Source organism: Peptostreptococcus russellii, assembly GCF_003012055.1.
GTDB lineage: Bacteria > Bacillota > Clostridia > Peptostreptococcales > Peptostreptococcaceae > Peptostreptococcus > Peptostreptococcus russellii.
Map to the genome: position 1 here is coordinate 16,868 of NZ_JYGE01000007.1, position 16,463 is coordinate 33,330.

Consider the following 16,463-nt stretch of genomic DNA (forward strand, 5'->3'; position numbering starts at 1 on the left):
TATTTTAAGTTATTAGTAAAAATTGCCAACATAATAAATTATAGGGCTAATCTTTCAGTTTTGTAAGATTAGCCCTTACTTTGTAATATAAAATAAATGCAGAGCTTTTAAATTATTGATAGAATATAATTAAGATAAAAGAAAGAAGAGAATATGGAGGTAAAAATGAATATATTAGAAGTTAAAAATTTAAAGAAAATATATGGAAAAGACGGTGCAATGACAGAGGCACTATCAAATATTAATTTTAGTGTAGAAAAGGGGGAGTTTATAGCAATAATGGGTGAGTCTGGTAGTGGTAAGACTACTCTTTTGAATATGGTCTCTACTCTAGATAAGCCTACAGAAGGAAATGTAATAATTAATGGCAAGGACATAACAACTCTCAAGGAAAGTCAGATAGCAAGATTTAGAAGAAATGAATTAGGTTTTGTTTTTCAGGATTTTAATCTATTAGATAGTTTTTCTAACAGAGATAATATATATCTGCCTCTTGTCCTTTCAGATGTAAACTACAAGGAGATGGATAAGAGAATAGATGAGATAAAGGGAATTTTAGGTATAGAAGCAATATTAGAAAAATATCCGTATGAAGTGTCAGGTGGACAAAAACAAAGAGTTGCAATAGCAAGAGCTATAATTACAAAGCCTAGTATACTTTTGGCTGATGAGCCAACAGGAGCCTTAGACTCTTCATCTTCACAAAATATTATGGAGTTATTTGAGTCAATAAATAAAAATGGGCAGACTGTACTTATGGTTACACATTCACTTAGAAGTGCAGCATATGCTAAGAGAGTAATGTTTATAAAGGATGGTATAGTTTTTCATGAAATATATAGAGCAAAAGATGAAAGTGTAAATAACTTTATGGAAAAAATATCACAAGCACAATCCGTACTAAATAGAAGGGATGTGTAATAGATGGGTACTAAGTTAGCTAACAAATTTGCATTGAAAAATATGAAGGCGAATAAAATATTTGTTATACCATTTATACTTTCAAGCAGTATTATGATAGCACTTTTCAATATTATGATATGTATTTCCCAAAATGAATATGTAAGAACAAGACATGTATCATTGCCAATACTTATTAATTTTGGAGTAGTGATAATAGGAATATTTTCTTTTATATTTATAATATATGCAAATAGGTTTTTGGTAAAGAGAAGAAATAAGGAATTTGCCTTGTATGCAATTTTAGGATTAGAAAAAAAGCATATAAGAAAAATAATATTTATAGAACAGACAATAATTTTTGCAATAACAACTCTAATAAGTATAATTGGAGGTTTTATTCTAGGTAAATTAATGTTTCTTATGGTAAATAAGTTGATAGAAAGTGGGACACCTAAACTTTCAAATTATCCATTTTCTACATACGGTGCGGTTATTACTTTGGCTTATATTTTAGTGATATTTATAGTGATATATTTATTGAATATAAAAGATATAAGTAAGTCATCTCCAATGGAATTACTTTCAAAACAGTATAAGGGTGAATCTGAACCAAAATCGAAGTTACTTTTGACTATTATAGGTTTAGCCTTATTAGCTGGAGGATATTTCCTAGCACTTCATACAGAAGGTACTCTAAAGAGTTTAGGAATATTCTTTTTAGCATCTCTTTTAGTAATATTTGCTACTTATTTCTTATTTATATCATTTAGTATTATAGTTTTAAAGCTTATGAAAAAAGATAAGAAAAAGTATTATAAGGACAAAAATTTTATATCTATATCTGGTATGATGTATAGAATGAAAGGAAACGCACTAGGACTGGCTAGTATAGCAGTTCTTTGTACAGGTGTAATAATTACTCTTTCGGCTACTCTTACAATCTATAAAAATATGGATAATATAATAAATACTACTATGAATAGAGATTATACAATGGAGCCATATAAAAGTGCTACAGTGTATGAGAGTCAAGAAGATATAGAAGCTAGACAAGCTAAGGCGGAATCTATTGTAAGGAAAAATGTAGTAAAAAATGAAAAAATAAGCAAAATTTATTCAAAAGAAGAGATGATGACATTTGTATATAAGGACGGAGATAGTATACTATCTACAGATTCTACTAGTTCACAGGGAAAACTCCCTTGCTATATAATAGTGTCTACTATAGATTCCTATAATCAGGAGACAGGTCAAAATATTAAGTTAAGAGATGATCAAGTATTGATATCAGCTAATAATAAAAACTTGATTAAGGGAATGGCAAGGATAAACTTGATGAATAAAGCTTATGATATGGAAGTTCAAAATATAGATATTCCAGGAAATATAGCAGTAGAATCATATAGAATAATAGTTCCTTCATACAAGCAATTACTTGAAGCAGCAAACTTTTATAAAGTGAAAAATATTGATACGGGCAAATGGAATCCATCTCAGATAAATCTTTATACAGCTTGGAATGTAGAAAATTCTTCAAAAGATTATTTTAAAAATCTTGAAGAAAGCGTACCTAAGAAAGAATTTTTTGTAAAGTCCAAGTCAGATCTTTCAGAATTTATATATCAGTTAAATGGAGGCTTCTTATTCTTAGGAATAATGATAGGCTTGATATTCTTAATAGGAACAATACTGATTACCTATTACAAGCAGGTATCTGAAGGATATGAGGATAGAAAACAATATCAGATAATGAAAAAGGTCGGTTTGCCAGATGAATTAATTAAAAAAACAGCAGAAACTCAAATTGTATGGATGTTTTTTATACCATTAATTGTAGCATTAATAAACTCATTAGTAGCATCAAAAATAGTTTATCAGCTATTAGGATTATTCGGTGTATATGGATACTATAAATACGGAATAAATATTGCTATGGTAATTGGATTATTTGCAGTAGTATATCTAGTAATATTTAAGGTAACGTCAAATATATACTATAAAATAGTAAAGTAGTTAAGAAAATGAAAAGGGTTAAAGATATAAAAAGTATATAAAGTGTAAATTGCACTTTTTATAAAATTAATTTAAAATTTACGACAAAAAAGGAATTCCAAAAGCGTGGGGCTGGAATTCCTTTTTTTGTCTCAAATTATGAGATATATGTTATTTTAAATTGTTTGGCATAGTTAAAAGTATTTATATAAGATATAAAAATACTAGTAAGAAATGCGCTAAAGAACCAAGCATAGTAAAAATATGAAATATGTCATGAAAATTCCAATTTTTAAAATTTGGCTTCTTTATTGCGTATATTACTCCGCCTATAGTATAAAAAACACCACCAAGTACGAGTAATAAAAAGGCTGGTGTAACTAAGTTTAAATATAAATCTTTGATTACAAATAAAGCAACCCAACCCATACCTATATAAAGAACAGTTGATAGAACTCTAGGCATATTAATCCAAAATACCTTTAAAGTAATTCCTGAAATAGCAATTATCCAAAGTATAATAAATACAGGGATACCTACTTTTTTAGGTAATACATAAAGACAAAATGGAGAATAAGAACCAGCTATCAATATATATATCATTGAATGGTCAACCTTTTTCATAACTGCAATAGCTTTTTCTTTAGTAGAACTAATTGCATGATAAATACCGCTAGTAAAATATAGAAGTATCATTGAAACTCCGAAAATAATACTTGATACAAACAACATTGTGTTTATATTTCCGATTAAAAGTTGTTTGCTAATTAATAATATTAAAGCAATAATAGACAGCCCACCTGCAAGCAAATGCGTTATAGAACTGATTGGATCTCTTAGTACATTCATTTTCCCACCTCGTTTTAACAAATACAGTATGTAGTTTCGTAAACTACTTATGAAATAAGTATATATCTTTTTGGAGAAAAATTCAAGTAATTATTTCAAAAAGTGAAAAATTATTAGATTATTGCGTCAAAAAAACATAGGGGAAATATTCAATACAATATAACGAAAATCTTAAATACGTGGTATAATAAGTGTTTGTTAACAAATTGTATGAAAATATATAAAGAATAGATGGTATAATATAAAAGTACAGGCAAAATCTGAAAGTGTGAAACTTGCCTATAAAAATTCTAAAAAGATTAAGAGGAAATATGACTTGGAGATGACAAAATGTATGATATAAAGGAAATAATCTACAGTTTACTCGAAAAAGAAGAGATTAAAATAGAAGATATACCAAACATATATCTTTATATGGATCAGGTTTTAAGTTTATTTGATGAAAAGTTTCCGTATAATGAAAATGAACAAAAATTGACAAAAACAATGATTAATAATTATTCTAAGGGTGGAATTATACAAGCTGCAGTAAAGAAAAAGTACAACAAAGAACATGTGCTGATGATTTTAGTTACATGTATGCTTAAGAGAAATTTAAGTCTATCAGAAATCAAAAAACTTGTTGATGAGTCTGTAGACAAGGTGGATAACTCAAATGAAAAATTGAAAAAGCCATCTAAAAAAGCAGACAAGGCTGTGGATAAAAAGAATATAATAAATGAAAAAGATAGCTCTTTAGATTCTGAAAAAGATATAGAAGATGAGTATATAAGTAAAACTACAGGAGAAAATAAAGAAAAATTAGATATAGAAGAAATATATGAAAAGTTTATATCCAAAAAAAATATTATAGAAGAAATAGTTAATGAACATCTAGATGATATGATTGCCTCATTGCAAAGGGATGATATAATAAATAGTGAAAATAAACTTTTGGATGTTTTGATGCTTTGCTATTGTTCTAATATATTAAGTGAGACAGCAAGAGCAATTATAAGAGGGGAAGACGAATGATAAAAGAAGTAATAGTAGTAGAGGGAAGAGACGATATAACAGCAGTAAAAAGAGCACTTGATTGTGAGTTGATTGCTACTGGTGGATTTGGATTTCCTAAGGGCGTAATGGAAAGAATAAAGACTGCACAGAAAAAAAAGGGAGTAATAATATTTACAGATCCTGATTTTGCTGGCGAAAAGATAAGAAAGACTATCTCAGCACAGATACCTGAGTGCAAGCACGCATTTTTACCTAGAGAAGAAGCTATAAAAGATGAAGATATAGGTATAGAAAATGCCAGTCCAGAGAGCATTTTAGCAGCTTTAGAAATGGTAAGAACTGAGACTAAGGATGAAAGAAATGAATTCTCACAAAGAGATCTTGTAAAGTATGGATTATTAGGTGGAGAAAATTCTTCAGAAAAAAGAGATTTAGTAGGTAGACAATTAGGAATAGGTTATGGAAATTCTAAGCAATTTTTAAATAGATTAAATCACTACGGTGTGACTAGAGAAGAGTTTGAGTCTGCAGTAGATAAAATATTAGTATAGAATTAGGAAGGTAATTGAATGGATAAAAGACTTTCGTCGCATATAGCGACTATGGATATAGTTAAAAAACATAAATTTAAATTTACAAAATCATTAGGACAGAACTTTTTAATAGATGATGATATTATAGATGATATTGTTGAGGGAGCAAAGGCAGGAGAAGGTGACAAAATAATAGAGGTTGGACCAGGTATTGGTACCTTGACTAGAGAGTTGGCAAGTAAAGTTGATAAGCTGATGGCAGTGGAAATTGATAGAAACTTAATACCGATATTAAAAGATACCTTAAAGGATTATGAAAATGTGTCAGTAGTAAATGAGGATATTATGAAGGCAGATGTGAAAGCTTTGATAGATGAGCACTTAGACGGTGGTCCTGTAAAACTTGTGGCAAACCTTCCTTATTATATCACTACCCCTATTATCATGAAATTTTTGGAAGAAGATATTAATGTAACAGATATAGTTATAATGGTACAAAAAGAGGTAGCTGAAAGGATGAATGCTGATCCTGGTTGTAAGGCCTTTGGTGCTTTATCGGTAGCCGTTCAGTATTACTGTGATACAGAAATAATAGCAAAGGTACCAAGACATCTATTTGTTCCAAAGCCAAATGTGGACTCAATCGTAATTGGATTGAGAGTTAGACCAGAAAAAAAGTATAAAGTAGATAATGAAGAAATATTTTTTAAAACAGTTAAGGCAGCTTTTGGTCAAAGAAGAAAAACACTATTAAATTCTCTTACAAGTATGGGTATACTTGAAAAGCCTTTAGTAGGAGAGGCTTTGAGAGAGGCTGAAATTGATGAAAAAAGAAGGGGTGAAACTCTAAGTCTTTATGAGTTTGCAAGACTGTCAGATTGCATAAATAAAAAGATAGAAGGGATGAGTCATGAGCAATAATGGAAAAAAGAAACTAAATAAATCTGCAATAATTATAATTGCGATAATAGTATTCTTTCTTCTATATTTTCTTTCTTTTAAGTTGGCTAGAGGATATCTAGTTAAGCATGGTAGCAATGATACTACTAATGTAATGAATGTAGAAAATGATGGTGAAAAAACTGAAGTTCAAAAAGAAATAGAAATGAAAAAAACTCAAGAAAATAAAAAAGGGGCTCTTGAAAGATTCAAGGAAAGCAAAAAAATGTATATCTCTGATGAAGAGGTAAAGAATATAAAAGTGGAAGGTGAAACATTAGAATCATTTAAAAGATCAATGAGCAACTTTGTAGTGGTAAGAAGTGTGGGTGAAGAGTTCCACCCAGATAATAAAGGAAAAACAAATAATAATGTTAGATTTGAGACTGATTTCAACTATTTTCAGGTAACTGCAGGAAATAAGAAGGAATATTATAAAATACCTGTATCAGATAAAGAAGATTTTAGAAATATGTATAGAAGAATGATATACACATCTGTAGATTTTATTACCAATGGTGATAAAATAGGAGAGATGAAATTGTATCATAAAAATGAAGAAAAAAAGGTATGGCCTTGGAAAAAGAAAGAGCTTATACATAAGATTCTATATAAAAGAGAAGTAGGTAAAATTCAACCAGAAAAAGAATTTAGCAAATCAAAACAAAACTATACAATAAAGATAAAAAAGTCAGGTGTAGAGTTGTCTATACAGACTATGGGAAAAGATTTTATAAAGGTTCATTGTGGAGATAATATAGCCTATTATGAGGTTTATACTGATTTATATGATTATTTAAGTAAAGATGTATTTAAAAAATAATCCTAAGAAAAAGAGTGTGGAGATTTTATAAAACCACACTCTTTTTATAGATGAATTTTATTTTAGAGATAGTTTCAAGTGCCTATATCAAGAAGAGAGTTAGAGTTTATTAAAGGGAAAAGATGTAAGTAAAAGTTTGTAGAGGAGTTAGTATTTCTGTATGAGCCAGCATTTATAGATGAAGAACCATTTCTATATAAAACGATATTTATATAGAAAGTGATGTTTATATATAAAGTAGTATTTATAGAGAAATAGGACTTATAGATAAGTTAATATTTAATAAAGCTAAAGTTGCTAGAAATAAATGACTAAGTATTGTAGTAAAAGATAAATAAGAATATAAATATGGAAGTATAGCATAAATTTTGCAATGCTCAATTTATATTTGACTTACTTATAAAAATATAAAAATGATATAATTAAGATTATAAAAGGGTATATATAAATAAGGATTAAAATATTTCAAATAATGATGAAAATGTACATATAAATGGTATATACTGTAATTATTGGGAAAATAAAAGGAAGGTTGGTGCTTATTTTGAAACTAGAATTAAAAAGAGAATCAATTTGGAAAAATATTGATAAAGAAGAACATAAAGAAATTTTTGAGTATGGAGAAAGGTATAAAGAATTTCTAGATAAATCTAAGACAGAAAGAGAAGCTACAGACTTTATAATAGAAAAGGCAAAAAATAAAGGATTTATATCACTTGAAGAAGCTATTAAAAAAGAGATAAAAAAAGGTGCTAAAATCTATCTAAATAATAAGAATAAGTCAGCAGTTTTGATGGTTGTAGGTGAAGACTTAGAAGAGGGAATGAATATAGTAGGATCACATATAGATTGCCCAAGGTTAGATCTTAAGCCGAATCCTTTATATGAAGATTGCGAACTTGCAATGTTTAAGACACATTATTATGGAGGAATAAGAAAATATCAGTGGCCTACAATACAGTTAGCACTACATGGTTTTGTAATTAATTCAAAAGGGGAAAAAATAAATATAAATATAGGTGAAGATGAAAATGATCCTGTATTTTTTATCAATGATTTGTTGCCACACTTAAGCTCTGATCAAAACAAAAAGACTCTAGGTGCTGGAGTCGATGCTGAGAGTCTTAATATAGTGGTAGGTCATTCTTCTTATAAGATAAAAGATGATAAAAATCCTATAAAAATAATGGTTTTAGAAATATTAAAAGAAAAATACAATATTATTGAGGAAGATTTTGCAGTTGCAGAAATTGAAGCTGTACCAGCGGTAAAGGCAAGAGATGTGGGATTTGATAGGTCTATGATAGCAGCACATGGACACGATGATAGAATTTGTTCATATGCAAATTTAGAGGCCATTTTGGAAGTAGAAGATCCAAAAGTTACTGCAGTTGGCCTATTTGTAGACAAAGAAGAGATAGGATCTGTAGGAAATACATCTATGTCAGCAAAGTACTTTGAAAACTTTGTGGCTGAAGTATTGGCAACTAGAGAAAATTATTCCGATATTAAGCTAAGAAGAGCAATGGCAAATTCTAAAGTTTTATCTGCTGATGTAACAGCATCTATTGATCCAAATCATAAGGGTGTAATGGATGAAAAGAATGCATCTTTATCAGGATATGGGATAACAATGTCAAAGTACACTGGAGCAAGAGGCAAATCTGGTTGTAATGATGCAAATGCAGAATTTCTTGCTGAAATTAGAGATATATTCAGAGAAAATAATGTAATCTGGCAGACAGGTGAGCTAGGAAAGGTAGATCAAGGTGGTGGCGGAACGATAGCATATATTCTAGCTGAGTATGGTATGGAAGTAGTAGATATGGGAACACCAATGCTTTCAATGCACGCACCAGTTGAGTTGGCGTCAAAGGCAGATGCTTATATGACAAAAAAGGCATATAAGGCATTTTTAAGATAATTATAGAAAATAAGAAAGATATTTATAAATAAAATATAATGCTTTAAAGTGGAGGAAGATAAATTAACTTGAATCTAAAAGCAAATACTTATAGTAGGTAAATTATATCGAAAGTTTGTTTAAGAATACTTAAATTTCAAATACTTTGCTATAGAAAATATAAAAAAAATAAGAAAAGACGTTCATAAATTGAACGTCTTTTCTTATCTAAAGTGAGTATGTTTAACTTTCCATTGTTTTAATTTTATAAATAGCCAAAAGCTATAAATTCCCAAAGTTATTATTGTAAGTAAAAGCCACTTAACCCAATTTCCGAATAGTTGGCTAGCAGTTCCGTCAAAATAGAGTCTTTGTCCGTTGACAACAGTGTGTTCTATTTCCCAACGATAAATCATACAACAAGCCCAAGGAAAACAAATGCCAAGTGTTAATACTGTAATTAAGCTGCCTAGAATACTCCAGCCTATATACTGCAACAGGCCTCCATCAAAGTATGATTCTTGCATACTATACCTCCGATATTACATATATTTAAGAGCCTCTTCAAAGCTCATCCAAAAATGAATTCCATTTGATGAATCCAACCATCGATCTTCATGGTAGCTATCTGCATATGACATTTCTCCAAGACGATAAGTAAAGTTTTCATCAACAAAAGAAGTAGCCTCAGTATAAAATCCAGTCTTATCTTTATTCATTATAGCAACAGTGATTGCCTTGTCACATCTACAAGCATTGCTGGTAGAGGAGCATCTTTTTGCATCTGATGGAATAAGAAGTTTGACCATTTTATCATTAAAGCATTTTTTATATCCAAAAAAGTAACCAGTCTCTGGACAAGACATTCTAAAGTGAACTGTTCTTTCCGTGTCTTTCAAAGCTTCTAAATTAGCATCTATTAGCAAAGAAGAAGTAAAAATAGTTCCATCACAATTTGTATAAGAGAGATTGCATCCTCTTAAATCAGCAGCAAAAAAACTAACATCTACTAGCTTGCAATAAGAAAAGTTTACATTTTTGAAAGTTGCATTATCAAATACAGAGTTAGAAAAATCAGAGTGGCTAAAGTTAATATCTTGAAATTCAGACCAAGAAAAATCAATATTGCTAAAGTCTAAGTTTTCTAATTCAATAATATTTTTATCAGAGCCAGACTCATTAATCAAACGTATTTTACTCATATCTAAAAGCTCGTCTATATTTGCTTTTTCTCTAAAAGACTTAATCTCTTCCATAAAACTCTTTACATTTAAAGTTCTCATAAATAGTCATCTCCTAATATAAATAAAGTAATCCAACAATAATTGAAAAAAGAAGCAAAATTTGTATATATAGAAATTTATACAGCCCAAAAATATATTACAGGCAATTGTATATAAAAAATATATACATATACAATTATTACCCTGAATTTACTAGTCAAACTAGGAAAACTATAAAAAATATGGCTATTTAGATAGTTTTCAATTCTTAATTTCCTATTTAGCCTATTCTAATATGAAATATTACTTTCTATATTCATCATTAAAAGTTTTAAGGTTTGGATGAACTAGTATATTATTGCCCTGAACATCTAGTTCTAGTAGAGATATATAGTCAGAAACAAGTTTATTTTCAGGCTGTATTGTAGATATAAAGACACCTATACCAACAACTTCTGTATCAAACTCCTTCATTAACTCTGTCATGCCTTTAATAGTTCCGCCACCGCGCATAAAGTCATCAATTATGATTACCTTGCTGCCTTGCTTTAAAGCCTTGCTAGGTAAACTCATTGTTTCTATTTTAGATGAAGTACCAGTCACATAGGTCATACTAATAGTAGGGCCTTCTGATACCTTTGTGTTCTTTCTAATAATTACAAGAGGTATATTCATGGCTTTTGCAGTCATTAGAGCCATTGGAATACCCTTAGTTTCCATAGTAACTATATAATCAACATCTGTATAGTCAATATTTGATGCAAATATTTCTCCTATTTTAGAAACAACAGTTGGATCATATATAAGGTCTATCAAGTATAAAAATCCGCCTGATAAAATTCTGCCTTCTTCCTTTATTCTTTCACATAAACTGTATAGAAACTCTTCATTTTCTTCTTTTGATGTTTTAGGAATGTACTTAACACCACCTGCAGCTCCTGAAATTGTAATAACTTTTCCTAGCTGAAGTTTTTCAAACACATTTTTAACAACAATTAAGTCTTCACTTATAGTTGATTTTGCAGCATTGAACTGTGAGGTGAAGAAGCTAAGTGTGAATATCCTATTAGGGTTATCTGATAGTATTTTTACTATAGCACCTATTCTCTCATTTCTTTTAAATTTATTGTTCATAATTCCTTCTTTCCTCCTAAATAACTAATATTTTGCTAGAACTCAGATTTTTGAGCTTATATTTTTATGTTAAACTTCATATATATTTTCTCTCATTGATATATTTTTATGATTATACCTTGCTTTTTATTTTAGCTAAATCAACTATTTTTTTTTCTTTGTGATATAATATAGCTAGTTAAATTTAAAAGTATACATATATTTGAAATTTAGTACACGCAAATAGAACTTGCTGATACAAGATATATCCTACAAGTTTTTACTTGCCAATGTACGTATTGTGCAAAATTTAATACACGATAAAAACTATACAAAATAAACATTTTAGATACTGAACATTAACTAATTATACCACATAAAACGTTCATATTGTATAGTTTTTTAATAATTGAGAGGTGAAAAATATAATGAATGTACATTTTATAGGAATTGGTGGAATAAATATGAGTGCCCTTGCAGAGATATGTATAAACAAGGGATACAAAGTGACTGGGTCGGATATGCAGGAATCACATTTAGTTAACCATCTTAGGGATCTAGGTGCTACAGTTCATATTGGCCAGAGAAAAGAAAATATCAGTGATGATATAAATCTTGTAGTATACACTGCAGCCATATCAAATGATAATGAAGAGTTTCAAGAAGCAAAGAAGAAAAACATACTTATGATAAATAGAGCAGCATTTTTAGGACAGATTATGAGAGAATATAAAAACTCTATAGCTGTTGCTGGAACACACGGAAAGACTAGTACAACTAGTATGCTATCAACTATATTTGACTATGCAGAAACAGATCCAACAATATTGGTTGGGGGTAATCTTAGTACAATAGGTGGGAATGTAAGAATAGGAAACTCAGAACACTTTATTACAGAAGCGTGTGAGTATGTGGATAGTTTCTTAAACTTTAATCCTTTAATATCAATAGTTTTAAATATTGAGGAAGACCATTTAGATTATTTTTCTGGGATAGAAGAAATTAAGGCTTCATTTAATAAGTTTGGAAAGCTACTACCAGAAGAAGGATACTTTATAGTAAATGGCGACAATGAAAACGCCAATGATATAATGTATGAGGTAGAGGCAAATATAATTAAGTTCGGGCAAAGAGCGGATAATGATGCAATAATTTCAGAAATAAAATATGATAATGACGGATATGCAATGTTTAATCTGAAGTATAAGGGTATCAATTTAGGTAGCTTTGATTTGTCAGTATATGGACTTCATAATGTATATAATGCCACAGCAGCAATACTTGCAGCCATTGTATCAGGTTTAGAAGTAGATACAATTAAAAAAGCTATAAAGACATATACAGGAGTAGGAAGAAGATTTGAAAAGAAAGGCAACTATAATGGTGCCTTGATAATAGATGACTATGCACATCATCCAACAGAAGTAAAGGCAGCTCTTGCAGCAGCCAAAACTTTGAAAAAGAATAAACTTTGGGTTGTATTTCAGCCTCATACTTATTCTAGAACAAGAGCTCTTTTGGATGAGTTTGCAGAGGCCTTCTATGCAGCAGATAAGGTTATAATTACGGATATATATGCAGCTAGAGAAAAAGATCCTGGAGATATTAGCTCAAAGAATTTAGTAGAAAAACTATATCAAAATAATGTTGATGCTATGTATATGCCAACATTTGAAGAAATTTCGGAATTTCTAAAAGAGAACTTAGAAGAAGAGGATCTTTTATTAACTTGTGGTGCAGGCCCAGTAAATAAAGTTGGAGAAGCTCTTTTATAAGTGAAAAGATATTAATAAAAATGCAAGAGCATAGAATAAATTATTCTATGCTCTTTTTATTTTGGATAAAATAAGTAGTAATAGTTTATTTAATAAGAGAATTCATTTAAAAAAATAGTAAGTTTTCAAAAAAAGGATATTTTATCTAAAAATTATGAATAATGAGAAAATTAATTATCGCAAAAAAAAATTGGGTAATAGCAGTTTATATATATTTTATATACTTTAATATTTATAAATATTAAGTTTTTTAAGAAGTCTATTTTTACAATTATCTTATTTCACTTTAGTAAAACATCTTGAAAATAACCTTGAAAAGTATAAGTTGCATGGCAAATGTATTACAAAGAGATTTTAGGGGTATAAAGAGTAATTGCATAATGATTTATAAAAGATATGAATTTCTATAATGATTCAAAAAAATAAAAATTGTAAAATACTTAATAATTAGATAGAAGTAAGAGCATATTTTGGAGATTTATAAAATATGAATTTTTGCTGATAATATTATATTCTTAATAAATTTAAACTATAGCTAGTTGATTTAAGAAATTTAGAGCTTGAAATTCTAAAAAAACAATTAAAGATGCGAAAAAAATATTAAAAACTGCTTGAGAGCAATTTATAAAAGTTGAGAAAGGGGTAAATATGAAGATTAAAAAAAAGTGTATAGTAATATTCGTTTCATCTGCAATGATACTGTCTATGTTTAGTTACGAAATAGCCTATTTAACTTTTGCAAAGGACACCACTGCAGTAAGTCAGGAAGAGATTATTGATCATAGAGATTACATAGGTGACCTTAGTAGTTTACCATACTCAGAAGGTGGATTAGGACTTTTCCAAGAAGAAGATAGTTACACTATAAAGCTTGGTGATACAAATATTCCTGATAATGATAAAAAAATAAATATAGAAAAATTGAGAATTTTGGAAGGAAATTTTAAAGAAGGGTCTGATAAAATATTAAAAATAGATGAAGGCGTCCTTTTGCCAGATTTATCAGAAGCGATATTTAAGGGTTATAAATGTGATATAGAAATTGCAGATACTATAGATACATCAAATGTTATAAGTATGAAGGAATTATTTATGGATATAGAAAAGGCAAATCCAGATGTTAGTAGTTGGGATGTATCAAATGTGCAAAATTTTTATATGATGTTTGAAAGTGCAAAAGAAGCAAATCCAGATGTAAGTAATTGGAACACATCTAGAGCATCTAGTATGTACAGGATGTTTAGGGATACAGAAAAAGCAAATCCAGATGTTAGTGATTGGAATGTATCAAATGTGAGTAATATGTATGCTATGTTCTGTGGTGCAAAGCTAGCAAATCCAGATGTAAGTAAGTGGGAAACAAATAAGCTTAGATATTCAAACGCTATGTTTAGAAATGCAAAAAATGCAAATCCTGATGTAAGCAACTGGATTACGTCAGAAGTAGTTAATATAGATGTAATGTTTGAAGGTGCAGAAGTAGCAAGTCCAGATGTAAGTAAGTGGAATACTTCAAAAGTAACAAGTATAGACTCAATGTTTGAAGGAGCAGAAGTAGCAAGTCCAGAAGTAGCTGAGTGGGATACTTCAAAAGTAACAAATATGAGTTCAATGTTTTCCAAAAACAATATAGCAAATCCAAATGTTTCAAATTGGAATGTAGAAAAAGTTGAACAAATGTATGCTATGTTTAGAGATACAGAAAAGTCAGATCCAGATGTAAGTAAGTGGAAAACAAATAGCTTAAAAAATACAAGTCTTATGTTCAATGAAACAAAAATGGCAAATCCAGATGTGAGTAATTGGAATATGTCTAAAGTAGAAGATATGTATGGAATGTTTAGAGATACAGAAAAGGCAGACCCTGACGTAAGTAAGTGGGATACTTCAAGTGCTGAAAATATGGAATCAATGTTTTGTGGGGCAAAACTAGCGAATCCAGATGTAAGTAAGTGGAACACATCTAAAGTTAAAAGCATGAAGGCTATGTTTAAAAATTCAAAACTAGCAAATCCAGATGTAAGTGATTGGGATACAGTAAAAGTTGAGGATATGGAAAGAATGTTTGAAAATGCTGAGAATGCTAAGCCTGACGTTTCAAAATGGAGCGTTAAAAATCTTTCTAATGCAGAGTTGATTTTCTCTGGAACTGCTGCGAAAGAATTGGATATTAGAAATATGAGATCACTAAATGGTATTAGTGAAGGGAAGAGGACTATCTATAATAATAAAAACTTAGAGAAAATAGTATTTAGTTATGAGGAGGAAAATAAGAACTATTTCCCTTTGGAGTCTATATATATGAATGCTGCTAACTATAAATTATATAAAATAGTAGATGAGGAAGCTTATAATAAGAATAGTGATAAAGGCAAGCTTAAAATAAAAGAATTTTCATTAGCTTTGGAGAAAAATGCTTCAGCCGAAAGTAATATTTCTATAGCTAGTAAGATTAATGAAGCAGTTGAGAATGAACTAGAAAATTCAACAGATAGGAAAGTATCCTTTGAAATCAAGTTAGATGAGAGTGGTACTGAAAATGGTGGAAACGGCGGAAATGGCGGAGGTACAACTTCTAAAAACTATGCTATTTTAGCAAGTGGAGATAATTACACAGATGCCTTGGTATCATCGGTATTGGCAAATGAAAAGAAAGGACCAATAATTTTAACAGAGAAAAATAAAATATCGAAAGAGACTTTAAGAGAGATTGATAGACTTGCTCTAGATGAATTAATTGTAGTTGGTGGTGAAGAATCAATATCAAAGAATATATTTGAAGGATTGAAAAATAAAGACTACACTGTTAGAAGAATATCGGGTCAAAATAGATATGAAACTGCAAAAAAGATAGGACAAGAAGTAAGACTTACTAGCAAAAATACGGATCTTGCAATATTAGTAGATGGAAGAAACTTTCCTGATGCAATATCAGTATCTGATCTAGCAAGTGAGAGAAGAGTTCCAATACTCCTTACTGAGGCAGACTTATTAAACAAAGAAACAAAAGAAGCCCTGAGAGATTGGAATATAAAAAAACTGACTATTGCTGGAGCGGAAAAGTCAGTATCTAAAAACATTGAAGAAAAATTAAAAGCAAGTATAAAAGATGTAGATAGAATTGCTGGAAAAGATAGATATGAAACTTCTTATTTAGTAGCTAAAGAGTTAAGAAGTAAGATAGATAATAAAAATAATATGATTTTGGTAGATGGAAGAAATTTTCCGGATGGAATAACTGTAGCTTCTTTATTATCAAAGTACAAAAGTCCTATATTGTTGACAACAGGGGATAAGATTCATCCAAGAGTGGCCAAGGCTATTAATGACTGGAGTATAGAAAATATACTTATAACAGGAGGGTATAAATCTGTGTAAAAAGATATAGAAGATGGGCTAAATGTTGAGAAAATT

General features: G+C 29.5%; 13 protein-coding genes. 9 read left to right on the top strand and 4 right to left on the bottom strand.

All coding sequences use genetic code 11. The features are described 5' to 3' along the window. Positions 1-165: 165 nt before the first annotated feature. The gene (locus tag UF10_RS07975) at positions 166-921 is read left to right on the top strand and encodes an ABC transporter ATP-binding protein (RefSeq protein ID WP_106777275.1); all 756 of its coding nucleotides are present in this window, start codon (positions 166-168) and stop codon (positions 919-921) included. 3 nt (positions 922-924) lie between these two features. Continuing rightward, the gene (locus tag UF10_RS07980) at positions 925-2,916 is read left to right on the top strand and encodes an FtsX-like permease family protein (protein WP_106777276.1); all 1,992 of its coding nucleotides are present in this window, start codon (positions 925-927) and stop codon (positions 2,914-2,916) included. Positions 2,917-3,099: 183 nt separating this feature from the next. Here UF10_RS07980 and trhA read toward each other — a convergent pair whose 3' ends face one another. Then, complete coding sequence (gene trhA / locus UF10_RS07985; RefSeq protein ID WP_106777277.1) at positions 3,100-3,744, bottom strand: PAQR family membrane homeostasis protein TrhA; 645 nt, start codon at positions 3,742-3,744, stop codon at positions 3,100-3,102. A gap of 330 nt (positions 3,745-4,074) precedes the next feature. On the opposite strand from trhA, the gene UF10_RS07990 reads away from it, so the two are divergent. The 5 genes from UF10_RS07990 to UF10_RS08010 all read left to right on the top strand — a co-directional run bounded on the left by UF10_RS07990 (position 4,075) and on the right by UF10_RS08010 (position 8,959). Next, on the top strand, positions 4,075-4,758 hold the full coding sequence (locus tag UF10_RS07990; protein WP_106777278.1) for a DUF1836 domain-containing protein: 684 nt from the start codon (positions 4,075-4,077) through the stop codon (positions 4,756-4,758). Continuing rightward, positions 4,755-5,291: a ribonuclease M5 gene (gene rnmV, locus UF10_RS07995; protein WP_106777279.1), complete on the top strand. Its 537-nt coding sequence runs from the start codon at positions 4,755-4,757 to the stop codon at positions 5,289-5,291. Before UF10_RS07990 ends, rnmV begins: the two co-directional genes overlap by 4 nt. A gap of 18 nt (positions 5,292-5,309) precedes the next feature. Next, a complete protein-coding gene (gene rsmA / locus UF10_RS08000; RefSeq protein ID WP_106777280.1) occupies positions 5,310-6,194 on the top strand; it encodes a 16S rRNA (adenine(1518)-N(6)/adenine(1519)-N(6))-dimethyltransferase RsmA in 885 nt (294 codons plus the stop codon). Beyond that, positions 6,184-7,035 (top strand): hypothetical protein, encoded by an 852-nt coding sequence (locus tag UF10_RS08005; protein WP_106777281.1) that lies wholly within the window; start codon positions 6,184-6,186, stop codon positions 7,033-7,035. Before rsmA ends, UF10_RS08005 begins: the two co-directional genes overlap by 11 nt. 544 nt (positions 7,036-7,579) lie before the next feature. Then, positions 7,580-8,959: an aminopeptidase gene (locus tag UF10_RS08010; RefSeq protein WP_242969081.1), complete on the top strand. Its 1,380-nt coding sequence runs from the start codon at positions 7,580-7,582 to the stop codon at positions 8,957-8,959. Between the two features lie 203 nt (positions 8,960-9,162). Here UF10_RS08010 and UF10_RS08015 read toward each other — a convergent pair whose 3' ends face one another. From UF10_RS08015 to purR, 3 genes are all read right to left on the bottom strand, one after another. Further along, positions 9,163-9,465, bottom strand: coding sequence for a DUF6693 family protein (locus UF10_RS08015; protein WP_106777283.1), 303 nt, complete (start codon positions 9,463-9,465; stop codon positions 9,163-9,165). A gap of 15 nt (positions 9,466-9,480) precedes the next feature. Beyond that, entirely contained in the window at positions 9,481-10,221 is a 741-nt protein-coding gene (locus UF10_RS08020; RefSeq protein ID WP_242969082.1) for a pentapeptide repeat-containing protein, read from the bottom strand. Positions 10,222-10,464: 243 nt separating this feature from the next. Further along, the gene (gene purR / locus UF10_RS08025) at positions 10,465-11,295 is read right to left on the bottom strand and encodes a pur operon repressor (RefSeq protein WP_106777284.1); all 831 of its coding nucleotides are present in this window, start codon (positions 11,293-11,295) and stop codon (positions 10,465-10,467) included. 407 nt (positions 11,296-11,702) lie between these two features. On the opposite strand from purR, the gene murC reads away from it, so the two are divergent. Together murC and UF10_RS08035 are read left to right on the top strand one after the other, a co-directional pair. Continuing rightward, positions 11,703-13,049 carry a UDP-N-acetylmuramate--L-alanine ligase gene (gene murC / locus UF10_RS08030; protein ID WP_106777285.1) on the top strand — a complete coding sequence of 449 codons (1,347 nt, stop codon included), beginning with the start codon at positions 11,703-11,705 and terminating at the stop codon, positions 13,047-13,049. A 648-nt stretch (positions 13,050-13,697) separates the two neighbouring features. Continuing rightward, positions 13,698-16,427, top strand: a complete 2,730-nt coding sequence (locus UF10_RS08035; protein ID WP_106777286.1) for a BspA family leucine-rich repeat surface protein — start codon at positions 13,698-13,700, stop codon at positions 16,425-16,427. The last annotated feature ends 36 nt before the right edge of the window (positions 16,428-16,463 follow it).